Source organism: Serratia sp. NFX21, from assembly GCF_048517035.1.
Taxonomy (GTDB): domain Bacteria; phylum Pseudomonadota; class Gammaproteobacteria; order Enterobacterales; family Enterobacteriaceae; genus Serratia; species Serratia quinivorans.
The window spans coordinates 3,506,517-3,519,602 of the sequence record NZ_CP183196.1; the positions used below are offsets into that span (position 1 = coordinate 3,506,517).

Here is a 13,086-nt window from a genome sequence, read left to right on the forward strand (position 1 = left end):
CCCTATGCCCGCTGCGCGACCCTACCGCAGCGCCCTGTTTTCCGTTGAGTATGCGCACCATGCCGATTAAAAAAGTCACCTCTCACGATGTCGCCCGCGTGGCCGGCGTTTCACGCACCGTGGTTTCCCGCGCCTTTTCCAATCAGGGCCGGGTATCGCAGAAAAACCGTGAGCTGGTGATGCGCGTCGCCAGCCAACTGGGCTACGCCCCGGACGCCATCGCCCAGAGTCTGCACACCGGCAAAACCGGCTTTGTCGCGGTGGTGGTAAACCACTTTCATGACCTGTCCGACCTGGAGTTTTTCGACCGTCTGGTGGAGCAGTTGCAAAACAGCAACCGGCAGGCGGTGATGATTCGGCTGGAAGGCATCGAAGATCCGGCCGGCTACCTGAAACAAACCATTTCCTATCACGTCGATTCTGCCGTGGTGTTCGCCGACCATATCAGCGCCCGCGCCGCGAAAGATCTGTTTCGCGTCGCCACGCCGATTATGCTCAACGGCCTGGCAGGCGATGCCCTGTGCGATGCGCTCAACGCCGATGAGGCCCCCAGCCTGCAACAATTGGCGGCGCTGATGGCGCAAAAGGGGCAACAACGGGTGGCGGTGCTGGGCGGACGCAGCAGCGCCAAAGGGGAACAGCTGCGCCAACAGACCTTTTTAGCCCAGGCGGCGCAGCAGCAGTTGCAGATCGTGGCCCAGCTCAGCGGTGACTACAGCTACCTGAGCGGTTTCAAACTGGCACCGCAACTGCTGGCGGCACGACCGGCCCCGCAGGCGATCTTCTGCACCGCAGATTCCATGGCGATGGGGGTGATGGATTATATTCGTTTGCATACGCCGCTGCGCATCCCGCAGGACGTCGCGGTCTACGGCTTCGACGATATTCCGATGGCCGCCTGGCCGAGCTACCAATTGACCTCGGTGCGGCGGGATATCAGTGCGATGATCGCCGCCATCGTGCAACTGATCGAACTGCGCAGCAGCAGCCCGCAGGCCGCGCCGCAGCAGGTGACCATCCCCACCGAACTGGTGGTGCGCGCCTCCTGCTAACCCCGCCTTTCAGCGGGTATTGATAATCTCGGCATCGCGTAATTCCGGTGCTGCCATGCCGGTTTGCCACAGCCAGTATTGGATCGGGCCGGGGCAATTGAGGCTGACCACCTTGTGGTTGCCCTGCTTATCGACGGCATGGATCGTCACCCCTTCGGTATAACCGTCCTTCAGGTAGTTCAAATCCTCGATCGCTTCATACACCGCCTGATCCAGCGTCATGCCCATTTTCATGTACAGCACTACGGCGCGGCTGGTGCCGCAGCGGATGGTCATTTCCCCGGTGTGGGTGCAGGCGCAGGCGCCATAGCGGCTGTCGGCATAGGAGCCGCTGCCGATGATCGGACTGTCTCCCAACCGCCCAGGGTATTTCCACGCCCAGCCCGAGGTAGAGGTAGCGGCGCTGAGGGTGCCCCCGCTATCTTGCGCTAAAAATACCGTGGTATCGCGCACTCGCTCCGGATCGGTAGCGTTGTTCGACAGCCCGGCCAGCGGAATATTCGGCCAGTCACGACGCTGTTCGGCACTCATCGCCTGCTCGAGCTTTTCCCACCAGACGCGTTTGGAGTCGGCAATCAGATTGTCACCGGCCAGTGCGCCAATTTCAGCGGCAAAACGTGCCGCCCCGGCACCAACCAGGATCTCGTGGTTAAGGTCTTCCATCACCCGGTACGCCACCTCCACCGGATGCAGGTACCCTTGCAATGCCCCTACCGCGCCGGTGCGCAAACTGTCGCCGTCCATCACCGAGGCATCCAGCTCCATCTCACCCAATACGTTGGGCCAGCCGCCATAACCCACGGTGCGTACGCTCGGATCCAACTCCACCAGCTTGATGCCCTCAACGATGGCGCGCAGGCCGTTGTGCCCCTGCTGCAGCCGTTCGGCCGACAGACCGATGCCCGGATGTCCTTCAGAGTTTGCAATCACAATCATAGGGTTCAGTTTCCCGCACGGCGTTAAGCGCCCAAAAGAGGCACCGGATTATCCGGTGTTCGGCACCAATGGAACACGTGTTCCATTGGTGTTTAAAAAGTATCTTCGCCCCGTAGAAAAGTCAAACTCAGGTGGCCGAAAGCGTGGCTTGGCCCGCCTTTTCTCAACGTGCTGTCGGGCCAGCAAACGGCAGCCATTCAACTACACTGTGATCTCGACCGAAAAACGCTTGAGGAGCCCTGATGTCCAAGAAAACTGTAGATCCCACCCAACCGGCCGCACAGCATGATATCCGCACCTTTCTGGATGCGTTGAATGCCGGCGGTGGCAAGCCGATGGAACAAATGAAACCGAAAGAGGCGCGCAAAGTGCTGGAGGGCGCGCAGCGTAGCGTCGAAGTGCCACTGCGCGAGGTCGAAATCAGCGAGAAAACCATTCATATCGAGGGGCAGGATATCCTGCTGCACATTGTGCGACCGGCCAAGGTCAAGGAAACACTTCCGGTATTTATGTTCTTCCACGGCGGCGGCTGGGTGCTGGGAGATTTCCCTACCCATGAGCGGCTGGTGCGTGATTTGGTTTACAGCTCAGGTGCGGCAGCGGTGTTCGTCAACTATACCCCGTCACCGGAGGCTCATTACCCAACCGCCATCAATCAGGCCTATGCCGCCACCGAATGGGTGGCCGAATACGGCGAGAAAATCAACGTTGACGGCTCGCGGCTGGCAGTGGTCGGCAACAGCGTCGGCGGTAATATGGCGGCGGTGGTCAGCCTGATGGCCAAAGAAAAAGGCACCCCGGCGCTGCGCACGCAGATCCTGCTGTGGCCGGTAACGCACGCCAGCTTTGATACCGACTCTTACCACCAGTTCGCCGAAGGCCACTTCCTGACCCGCAACATGATGAAATGGTTCTGGGACAACTACACCACCGATAAAGCGCAGCGTAAGGAGATCTACGCCTCACCGCTCAATGCCACGCTGGAACAGCTAAAAGGCCTGCCGCCGGCACTGGTGCAGACCGCCGAACTGGACGTGCTGCGTGACGAGGGTGAAGCCTATGCCCGGCTGCTGAATGCCGCCGGGGTAGAGGTCACTTCCACTCGCTACAATGGACTGATCCACGATTACGGGCTGCTAAACCCTATCGCCCATGTGCCGGCGGTGCATTCCGCCATCCATCAGGCCGGGCGGGCGCTCAAACATTATCTGGCCTAGGCTAATCGGCATAATGGCAGGCTACCCGATGCCCTGCTGACACCGTCCGTAATGCCGGGGCCTGTTCCCGGCACTGCGCGGTGGCCTGCGGACAACGGGTGTGAAAACGACAGCCGTGCGGCGGTTGCGCCGGGTTAGGCAGTTCGCCCCGCGCCATCGCCTGCGGCTGGCGTTGCGGATCCAGACTGGGCACCGCCGCCAGCAACGCCTGGGTATAGGGATGGCGCGGTTGGCCAAACAGGCTGTCGCGGTCTGCGCTTTCGACAATCTGGCCGAGATACATCACCGCCACGTCCTGACACAGGTGTTCCACCACCCCGAGATCGTGCGAAATAAACAGGAAGGTCACCCCCTGCTGCTCCTGAAGATCGGAAAACAGGTTGATGATTTGCGCCTGTATTGAGACGTCAAGCGCCGAAATCGGCTCGTCCGCGACAATAAATTCCGGCTGCAGGATCAGCGCGCGGGCAATACCGATACGCTGCCGCTGACCACCGGAAAACTCATGCGGAAAACGGCCGTAGTGCTGCGCCGACAGCCCGCAGATCTCCATGGTGTCGATCACCCGATCACGCAGCTCGTTTCTCTGCGCCAGCCCATGTTGCAATAGGGCTTCACCAATCGCATCGCCAATGCGCATCCTCGGGTTCAGCGAACTGTAGGGATCCTGAAACACCAACTGCATCTTCGGGCGCATCTCACGCAGCCGTCGTGGGCTGAGCGCATCCAGCGCCTGTCCCTTGAACAGCACCTCACCGGCGGTTTTGTCATGCAGCCCCAGCAGCGTGCGGCCGACGGTGGTTTTCCCACTGCCGGACTCGCCCACCAGGCCGAAAATCGTGCCTTTTCGAATGCCGAAACTGACGTCATCCACCGCTCGCAACTGCCCGGAAGTCCGGCCGAACAGGCCTTCCCGCAGCGGAAAATGCTTCTTCAAACCTTTGACTTCCACTAACCACTCAGCCGACATGAATGCGCCCTCCGGCATTCAGAAAACAGGCCGATTGGCGCTGCAATGGGCCATACAACGGCGGGATGCCGTCGCGACAGCGCGTACTGGCCTGAGCGCAACGATCGGCGAAGGCGCAATGGTCGGGCAGTTTAGCCAAATCAGGTACCTGACCGGGGATCGAATACAATCTGCGTCGCCGCTGCCCGGCCACCGGTCGCGAAGCCATCAGCCCCTGAGTATAAGGGTGCAGCGGGTTAGCCAGCACTTCACGCGTTGCCCCCTGCTCAACTATCCGTCCGGCGTACATCACCACCAGCCGGTCGGCCATCTGGGCAATCACGCCAAGGTCGTGGGTGATCAGCATCATCGCCATATTATTTTTGCGGGTCTGTTCACGCAGCAGTGCCAGGATCTGCGCCTGTACGGTGACGTCCAGCGCGGTGGTCGGCTCATCGGCAATCAACAGGGCCGGACGGCAGCTGATGGCCATGGCAATCATAATACGCTGCAACATGCCGCCGGAGAGCTGGTGCGGGTAGCTGGTCATCAACTGCTCCGCACGCGCCAACCCCACCTCGGTAATCAGCGCCGTCGCCTCGTGCCAGGCCGCCTTCGGCGAAGTACCGCGATGACGGATCAGCGGTTCCACCAGCTGTTCGCCGATGGTCAGCACCGGGTTCAGGGCGCTCATCGGTTCCTGGAAAATCATCGCCAGCCGGTTACCGCGCAGATCGGCCATCTGCTGCGGTCGCAGTTTCAATAAATCTTGCCCGTCAAAATGGATTTCGCCGCCGTCAATCTGCGCCAGCGGCTGCGGCAACAGCCCCATCAGCCCCATGGCGGTGACGCTTTTACCACAGCCGGACTCGCCGACCACCCCCAGCGTCTGTCCGGCATGCAGTTCAAAACTCAGTTGCTGCACCGCCTGCACCCGGCCCTGCTCGCCATTGAAGGCCACCGACAGTTGATTAAAAGCCAGCAGGGGTCGGTTCATGGTCTTGCTCCGTTCATTTTCGGATCGAGCGCGTCCCGCAGGCCGTCACCCAGAATATTAATCGCTACCACGGTGATAAAAATCGCCAGGCCGGGTGGCATCCACAACCAGGGACGACGTTGAAAATCGATCAGGCTGTTGGCGGCGTCCATCATGTTGCCCCACGACGGTGTCGGCGGTACCACGCCCAGCCCCAGGTAGCTAAGTGCCGACTCACTGAGAATGGCGTTGGCAACGCCCATGGTCGCCACCACCACCAGGATGGGAATGGTGTTCGGCAACAGATGACCAAACAAACGCCGCCGGGTAGACAGCCCGAGCACTTCGGTCGCCAGCATAAAATCGCGCTCGCGCAGCGACAGGATCTGGCCGCGTACCAGCCGCGCCAATGACGGCCAGCCCAGCAGGCTGAGCATGATCATCACCATGTAGATACGGTAGTCCGGCGAGACGTCCAGCTCGGACAGCATCGCCCCCATAATGATCAGCAGCGGCAGGCTGGGGATGGTCATCAGCAGATCGGCAAAGCGCATGATCAGCTTGTCCACCATGCCGCCCAGATAGCCGGACAGTGCTCCCAGCAGGTAGCCGAGCGTGACGGACAGCAGCATCGACACCAGGCCGATGGTCAGTGAGATACGCCCCGCCAGCAGCAGGCGCGTATAAATATCACGGCCGAGAAAATCGGTGCCGAGCCAGTGTGCCGCATTGGGTGCCTGGTTGATGTTTAGCGCATCACCGGCATCGTCCTGCCAGGGCGACAGCATCGGCCCGAAGATGCACAGCACCGCCAGTATCAGCAGCAACAGCAGCGAGGCCATCGCCAGCCGGTGACGCCGCAGCCGTTGCCAGGCCTGTGCGGTTGGGGGTGGCGACAGCTGCGCCAGCGCCGGAAGTTGCGCCTGCCGCCAGCGGCGACGGCGTCCAAAAAACAGCGTTGACAACATCTTCACCTCAAACGAATTCGTGGGTCGGCATAGGCGTACAGAATGTCCGCCAGCAGATTGCCCAAAATGGTCAGCACCGCCAGAAACAGCGTGAAGCCCATCAGCACCGGATAGTCACGGGCGGCCAGCGAGTCGATGTGGATGTGCCCCGCCCCTGGCCAATTGAAGATTTTTTCGGTGATCAGCGCGCCGGAAAACAGCGCCGGTAATTCAAACCCCAGCAGCGTGATGATCGGCAGCAAGGCATTACGCAGCGCGTGTTTGACGATCACCGTTTTCTCCTTCAGGCCTTTGGCGCGAGCGGTGCGGATGTAGTCCATGCGGATCACATCCAGCATGCTGGCGCGGAAATAGCGCGTCAGGGTACCAGCCTGCAGCATCACCAGCGCCAGCACCGGCAACAGCAGGTGCGCCGCCACCTCTGCCACCCAGGCCAGCCCGGTCGCTTCGCTGCCGGTGCGCAGCATGCCCCCCGCCGGCAGCCAATGCAGATCGACGGCAAACCATTTGATCAGCAGCAGGCAAAGGAAAAAGGTCGGAAATGACATGGCGCCGAACACCGCCACCGTGACCAGATGGTCGAACAGCGAATAGGGTTTCATCGCCGAAGCCACGCCAACCGCCAGCGCAATGCCCCAGTACAGCACCAGGGCGACCGAAGCCAGCAGGAACGAATTCCAGATGTACTGGTTCAACAAGGTGCTGACCGGGATCTGGTACTGCAGCGAAAAACCGAGATTGCCTTGCAGCAGTTGGCCGAGCCAGTGCCAATAGCGGATCAGCAGTGGCTGGTCCAGCCCGTACAGCGCGCGTAATTCGGCGGCGCGCTGCGGCGTCAGGTTAATGTTGCCGTCAATAAAATCGCCGGGCGTCAGCGCGAAGATAAAGAAAATCAGCAGTGATGCCAGCAGCAGCATCGGCAGGGTTTGCAGCAGGCGGCGCAGGATAAAATTTCTCATGGTGTTTTCCATTACCGCCGCACGGAGGAGCGCGGCGGTACCTTGCCGTTACTGAGCCAGTTTGACGTCTGGCAGGCTGCCGGTCAGGCCATTGTAGACATCCGGTTTAAAGCCGGTGACGCGGGCGCTGCTGGCGCTGAGCACTTTGCGGTTACCCAGCAGGATCACCGGTGGGTCTTCCGCCAGCACCTGATACAGCCGGTGATACAGCGGTTTGCGCTGCCCGATATCCAGCGTGGCGTTAGCCTGACCGATCAGTTGGTCGGCCTGCGGGTTGTGATAGCCGGTTTCACTCACCTGGCTGATGAAATCGCGCACCCCATCATGCGGGTCATTCAACCCGCTGGTGCTGAGCGACGCCAGGTCATAATTCCCGGCCTTGCGCTGCGCCAGCAACGCGTTGAAATCCAACACCTGCGGTTTGAGCAGCACGCCTATCTGCCGATAGTTGTCTTTGGCGATCGGCACCAGCGCATCGTTAAGCAGCTTTTTGGTCACCAGCAGCGTCAGCTCCAGTTTCTTGCCGTCTTTCTGGCGAATGCCGTCCGCACCCGGTTTCCACCCGGCCTGATCGAGCAGTTGCTTGGCTTTGTTGACGTCATAAGCGTATGGATTGATGCCTTGCGGATCATAGGCCCAGGAAACGGGTGAGATCGGCTGGTTAGCCACTGAGCCATATCCCTGATACACCACGGTAATCAGTTTTTGGCGATCCAAACCGTAGATCAATGCCTGACGGACACGCACGTCCTGCAACGCCGGGCGCTTAAAGTTGAAATCCACCCGGCTGTAGTCGCTTGAGCTGTACAAATTGATGTTGGCAAAGCCCAACAGTTTCAACTGTTCAATGTCATCGGGCTTGGAGGTGAAGGCGTCATAGTCGGTTTCACCGGTCTGGAACAGCTGGAAGTTGGTGGCCGGGTTGGTCACGCGGTAAATAAAGCGCGCCACCGCCGGCTGGCCGAGGTAGAAATTCGGGTTGGCGTGGAAGCGGATTTCCTGCCCCGGAATGTATTTGTCGTAAATATAGGGGCCGTTGCCCAACGGCTTACCATTCAACGCGCGCACGCTTTCCAGCTTGCCGCGTTGATAATCCTTGCCATAGTAGGCTTTCGACAATACCGGTCCGCCGATCAGTTGCAGCGTGGTCGCACCCGGCTGGGTGGTGGTGATCTGCAGGGTGCGATCGTCAATCACCTTCAACCCGCTGATGCTGGGGGCGGTGCCGTTTTTGTATTCCGCACCACCCTGAATATGCGCCGGGGCAATGTCGGTATCCCCATCATAGGCCGGGTCATGCAGCAGCGTCAGGGTAAAGGCGATGTCTTCGGCCTTGATTGGCGAGCCGTCGCTGTAGAGCAGGTTCGGGCGCAGCTTGATGGTATACACCCGGTTATCAGGGCTGACCTGCCAGGACTCCGCCAGCCGTGCGACGGGTTTACCCTGGCTGTCCAGGCCAATCAGCCGGGTGAAGATCACGTCGGTGACGTTCTCATCCCAACCGTTGGTGAACAGATAAGGGTTAAAGTTGCCCTGTGGCTCGAGAATACCGGCCACCACGGTGTCTTTACGCAGCTTGGCGGCATTCGGTACCAGGCTGGCATCGGTGGCCGGAGTGATCCCTTCCGTCAGCGTTTCCGCCTGCGCACCCAATGAAATGCCTATCGCACCAGCCAGCGCCAGGGGCACCAGTCGTTTTTGCAACAGTCTGTTTATATTATTTTTTATTTTTCTCACCCACTGCCCCTTGTCTACCCGTTGATAAAATGTGACAAAATTTATCGCAGAGTAATGGGCGGCCGGAGGGCTGTCTAACAACGAAACCGGCATTCCATTGCCAAAAAAAGCATTATGAATTTTTCTATTGCGATGCCCCGCCGTTGGCGCTGTTCAGCCTGCCGGTTCGAGCTGCCGGATAAGTTTGGCTAAGGTTTTGATTGCCGCCTCATGCTTGTCGTTCCAGTCAAAAGAGGCGTTCAGGCGGAAGCAGTGGTTGAAATGGTTACCGGTGGTGAACATCCTGCCCGGTGCGATACTCACTCCCAATGCCAGCGCTCGCTGGTAGAGTTCCATCGACGACAGCGCCGGATCCAGTTCCAGCCACAGGAAATAGCCGCCGTCCGGCTGGCTGACTTTGACGGTAGGCGGAAAATGATGGGCAATCGCCTGGCGCATCATGCTTTGGCGCTGCGCCAGCAAACGGCGCAGGCGCCGCAGGTGAGTATCGTAGCCGCCGTGCAGCAGATAGTCGGCTATCGCCAACTGGGTCGGCACGCTGGTGGACACCGTGCTCATCAGCTGCAAACGCTGGATCTGCTGCGCGTAGCGCCCCGCCGCCACCCAACCGACGCGGAAACCCGGGGCCAGACATTTGGAGAACGACGAACAGTGCAGGACTTGCCCGCCGCTGTCCCACGCCTTGGCTGGCTGCGGCCGCTCGGCGCTGAAATAAAGCTCGCCATAAACGTCGTCCTCAATCAGGGAAATCTGCCGCTCACGCAGCAAACTCACCAGCCGCTGCTTGTTGTCGTCCGACAGGCTGGCCCCCAGCGGGTTCTGGAAGTGGGTCATCAGCCAACAGGCCTTGATCGGATACTGCTCCAGCGCCTGCTCGAGCGCATCGAGATCAATACCGTCCTGCGGGTGAGTGGCAATCGCCACCGCCTTCAGACGCAGCCGCTCCAGTGCCTGCAACGCGCCATAAAACGCCGGTGATTCAATCGCCACGTAGTCCCCCGGCTGGGTCACCGCCTGCAGGCTGAGGCTTAATGATTCCATCGCCCCGGCGGTAATCACGATTTCGTCCGGCGCCACCTGCATGCCGCTCAGCGCATAACGCTGGGCGATGTGGCGGCGCAGTGCTTCATTGCCGGGCGGCAGATTGGCCAGTGAGCTGTGCGGCGTAAACTTGCGTGCCACGCTGCTCAGCGCCCGCGCCAGCTTCGGTTGGGCAAATAAGGTGGCGTCGGGAAACGCCGAACCAAAGGGCACAATATCCGGATCCTGGCACGCCTGCAGCACATCAAAAATGAAGGTATTGATATCCACCTGCTCGCTCAGCAACAGCTTTGCGCCGTGCGCCGGCTGCGGCAATGGCTGCGGACGCGCCGCCACGTAATAACCGGATTGCGGCCGTGCGACGATCCAACCCTGACTCTCCAGCAATTGATACGACTGCACCACCGTCATCAGGCTCAGCCCGGCACGTTTACCGCTCTCTCGCAGCGACGGCAGCTTGTCCCCCGCCCGCCATACCCGGTTCTGGATCTGTTCACGAATCTGTTGTGCAAGCTGTTCGTATCTGGTCATAGGCCCTAACTGTTATATGAAAAAGTGAAATAACTGTCACTATTATAGTTACTGTACTCCGTGCTTAACTTGGCGCCAAGCTTTCGATAGAAAAATTACCGCTATACTGAAGAGGCCATTTTATGTACAACCCAAGGAGGCGCCATGCTGGGTCTTGATGCACTGGAACTTGCCAGAATACAGTTCGCCTTCACCGTTTCTTTCCATATTATTTTCCCTGCAATTACCATCGGTCTGGCCAGTTATCTGGCGGTGCTGGAAGGGTTGTGGCTGAAAACGCGGAATGAAACCTACCGCGATCTCTATCATTTCTGGTCAAAAATTTTCGCCGTCAACTTCGGCATGGGCGTGGTGTCCGGCCTGGTGATGGCCTATCAATTCGGCACCAACTGGAGCTTTTTCTCCGAGTTTGCCGGCAGTATCACCGGTCCGTTGCTGACCTATGAAGTGCTGACCGCCTTCTTCCTGGAGGCCGGTTTCCTCGGGGTAATGCTGTTCGGCTGGAACCGCGTCGGCCCTGGGCTGCACTTCTTCGCTACCTGCATGGTGGCGCTGGGGACGCTGATTTCCACCTTCTGGATCCTGGCGTCCAACAGTTGGATGCAGACCCCACAGGGCCACGAAATCATTAACGGCCAGGTGGTGCCGGTCGACTGGCTCAAAGTGATTTTCAACCCGTCATTCCCGTACCGGCTGTTGCACATGTCCACCGCGGCCTTCCTGTCCTCGGCGTTCTTTGTCAGTGCCTCCGCCGCCTGGCATTTGCTGCGCGGGCGTGACACTCCGGCGATGCGCAAAATGCTGTCGATGGCAATGTGGATGGCGCTGATTGTCGCGCCGATACAGGCGATGATCGGCGATGCGCACGGCCTGAATACGCTGAAGTATCAACCGGCAAAAATCGCAGCCATCGAAGGCCACTGGGAAAACCCGCCGGGTGAAGCCACCCCGCTGATCCTGTTCGGCTGGCCGGATATGCAACGCGAGGAAACCCGCTTCAAGCTTGAAGTGCCTTACCTGGGCAGCCTGATCCTGACCCACAGCCTGACCGAGCAGGTACCGGCGCTGAAATCCTTCCCGCCGGAGGACCGCCCGAACTCCACCGTGGTGTTCTGGTCGTTCCGCATCATGGTGGCGCTGGGCATGCTGATGATCCTCGCCGGGGTCTGGAGCCTGTGGCTGCGCTGGCGCGGCGGGTTATATCAGTCCCGGCCGTTCCTCTACTTCATTTTGTGGATGGGGCCTTCCGGGTTGCTGGCCCTGCTGGCGGGTTGGTTCACTACCGAGATTGGGCGTCAGCCGTGGGTGGTGTATGGCCTGCTGCGCACCAGGGATGCGGTCTCCGCGCACGGCGACCTGCACATGAGCATCAGCCTGCTGGCGTTTATCATCGTCTACTGTTCGGTGTTCGGCGTGGGCTACTCCTACATGATGCGGCTGATCCGCAAAGGGCCGCAGCAGCATGAAGTGCATGAAGATGACACCGAAGGCCGACCGGCACGTCCGCTGTCTGCGGTGAAAGAAACTCTGGATGACAGGAGCTGAGCATGGGCATTGATCTTCCGCTGATTTGGTTTGTGATCATCGTGTTCAGCACCATGATGTACGTGGTAATGGACGGCTTTGATTTGGGTATCGGCATCCTGTTCCCCTGGGTTAAGGACAGTGGTGACCGTGATGTGATGATGAACACCGTCGCCCCGGTGTGGGACGGCAATGAAACCTGGCTGGTTCTGGGCGGAGCGGCACTGTTTGGCGCCTTCCCGCTGGCTTACGCAGTGATCCTCGACGCGCTGGCCATTCCGTTGACCCTGATGTTGTTTGGCCTGATCTTCCGCGGTGTGGCCTTTGAGTTTCGCTTTAAGGCCACCGCGGAAAAACGTCACATCTGGGATAAGGCGTTTATCTGGGGATCAGTGTTCGCCACCTTCAGCCAGGGGGTGGTGGTGGGTGCCATCATCAAGGGTTTCCCGGTCAACGGCCGCACCTATGCCGGTGGCGCCCTCGACTGGCTGACCCCGTTCGCGCTGTTTTGCGGGTTGGGGCTGGTGGTGACCTATGCGTTGCTCGGCTGCACCTGGCTGGTGATGAAAACCGCCGGTGACCTGCAGGCGCGGATGTACCGGCTGGCAATGCCACTGTTGGCTACCCTGCTGCTGGTGTTGGCGGTAGTCAGTATCTGGACGCCGATTGCTCACCCGGAGATCGCCAACCGCTGGTTCTCACTGCCGAATCTATTTGTGCTGCTGCCGGTGCCGATCCTGGTGCTGCTCAGCGCCTGGGGCATTGGGCATGGGGTGAAAAATGCGGCGCACTACTCGCCGTTCTTGCTCACCCTGCTGCTGGTGTTCCTCGGCCTGAGCGGGTTGGGCATCAGCATTTGGCCGCTGTTGATCCCCCCTTCCATCACGCTGTGGCAAGCCGCTGCGCCGCCACAAAGCCTGGGCTTTATGCTGGTTGGCGCGCTGTTTATCATTCCAATTATTTTGGTTTACACCTTCTGGAGCTACTACGTGTTCCGCGGCAAGGTCAGCCATGAACAGGGTTATCACTGATGAGGGAAGAAACTATGCAGGATAAAACCGCACCTGTACCGGCCCCCTGGTGGAAACGCGTCGGCTGGCTGGTCGTGATCTGGAGCGCCAGCGTGCTGGGGCTGTTCGCGGTCGCTTCGCTGTTCCGCCTGTTGATGAATGCCGCGGGCATGAGATCGCATTAAT

The 13,086-nt window shown here is 59.7% G+C and carries 12 protein-coding genes; 5 read left to right on the plus strand and 7 right to left on the minus strand.

The features are described from left to right. Positions 1–59 precede the first annotated feature (59 nt). Positions 60–1,052, plus strand: a complete 993-nt coding sequence (locus ACNT1W_RS16540; RefSeq protein WP_261408837.1) for a LacI family DNA-binding transcriptional regulator — start codon at positions 60–62, stop codon at positions 1,050–1,052. Positions 1,053–1,061: 9 nt separating this feature from the next. On the opposite strand, the gene ACNT1W_RS16545 is transcribed toward ACNT1W_RS16540, so the two are convergent. Next, on the minus strand, positions 1,062–1,988 hold the full coding sequence (locus ACNT1W_RS16545) for a N(4)-(beta-N-acetylglucosaminyl)-L-asparaginase (RefSeq protein ID WP_419245857.1): 927 nt from the start codon (positions 1,986–1,988) through the stop codon (positions 1,062–1,064). Between the two features lie 242 nt (positions 1,989–2,230). On the opposite strand from ACNT1W_RS16545, the gene ACNT1W_RS16550 reads away from it, so the two are divergent. Continuing rightward, positions 2,231–3,205, plus strand: a complete 975-nt coding sequence (locus tag ACNT1W_RS16550) for an alpha/beta hydrolase (protein WP_419245858.1) — start codon at positions 2,231–2,233, stop codon at positions 3,203–3,205. Position 3,206: 1 nt separating this feature from the next. Here the strand turns inward: ACNT1W_RS16550 and ACNT1W_RS16555 are convergent, their stop codons facing one another. From ACNT1W_RS16555 to ACNT1W_RS16580, 6 genes are all read right to left on the minus strand, one after another. Then, on the minus strand, positions 3,207–4,175 hold the full coding sequence (locus ACNT1W_RS16555; protein WP_419245859.1) for an ABC transporter ATP-binding protein: 969 nt from the start codon (positions 4,173–4,175) through the stop codon (positions 3,207–3,209). After that, positions 4,165–5,151 (minus strand): ABC transporter ATP-binding protein, encoded by a 987-nt coding sequence (locus ACNT1W_RS16560; RefSeq protein WP_419245860.1) that lies wholly within the window; start codon positions 5,149–5,151, stop codon positions 4,165–4,167. The genes ACNT1W_RS16555 and ACNT1W_RS16560 overlap by 11 nt, the downstream gene beginning before the upstream one ends. After that, positions 5,148–6,098 carry an oligopeptide ABC transporter permease gene (opp4C, locus tag ACNT1W_RS16565; RefSeq protein ID WP_012145578.1) on the minus strand — a complete coding sequence of 317 codons (951 nt, stop codon included), beginning with the start codon at positions 6,096–6,098 and terminating at the stop codon, positions 5,148–5,150. Before opp4C ends, ACNT1W_RS16560 begins: the two co-directional genes overlap by 4 nt. 2 nt (positions 6,099–6,100) lie before the next feature. Then, positions 6,101–7,057: an ABC transporter permease gene (locus ACNT1W_RS16570; RefSeq protein ID WP_017893140.1), complete on the minus strand. Its 957-nt coding sequence runs from the start codon at positions 7,055–7,057 to the stop codon at positions 6,101–6,103. Between the two features lie 48 nt (positions 7,058–7,105). Further along, positions 7,106–8,794 carry an ABC transporter substrate-binding protein gene (locus ACNT1W_RS16575; RefSeq protein ID WP_329906830.1) on the minus strand — a complete coding sequence of 563 codons (1,689 nt, stop codon included), beginning with the start codon at positions 8,792–8,794 and terminating at the stop codon, positions 7,106–7,108. Positions 8,795–8,947: 153 nt separating this feature from the next. Beyond that, on the minus strand, positions 8,948–10,366 hold the full coding sequence (locus ACNT1W_RS16580) for a PLP-dependent aminotransferase family protein (RefSeq protein ID WP_012145581.1): 1,419 nt from the start codon (positions 10,364–10,366) through the stop codon (positions 8,948–8,950). 144 nt (positions 10,367–10,510) lie between these two features. On the opposite strand from ACNT1W_RS16580, the gene ACNT1W_RS16585 reads away from it, so the two are divergent. Genes ACNT1W_RS16585 through ACNT1W_RS16595 form a run of 3 tightly spaced genes read left to right on the plus strand, consistent with a single transcriptional unit; the run spans position 10,511 to position 13,085 of the window. Beyond that, positions 10,511–11,911 carry a cytochrome ubiquinol oxidase subunit I gene (locus ACNT1W_RS16585; protein WP_012145582.1) on the plus strand — a complete coding sequence of 467 codons (1,401 nt, stop codon included), beginning with the start codon at positions 10,511–10,513 and terminating at the stop codon, positions 11,909–11,911. 2 nt (positions 11,912–11,913) lie between these two features. After that, complete coding sequence (cydB, locus tag ACNT1W_RS16590; RefSeq protein ID WP_012145583.1) at positions 11,914–12,921, plus strand: cytochrome d ubiquinol oxidase subunit II; 1,008 nt, start codon at positions 11,914–11,916, stop codon at positions 12,919–12,921. Positions 12,922–12,935: 14 nt separating this feature from the next. Then, positions 12,936–13,085, plus strand: coding sequence for a DUF2474 domain-containing protein (locus ACNT1W_RS16595; protein WP_071593056.1), 150 nt, complete (start codon positions 12,936–12,938; stop codon positions 13,083–13,085). The last annotated feature ends 1 nt before the right edge of the window (position 13,086 follow it).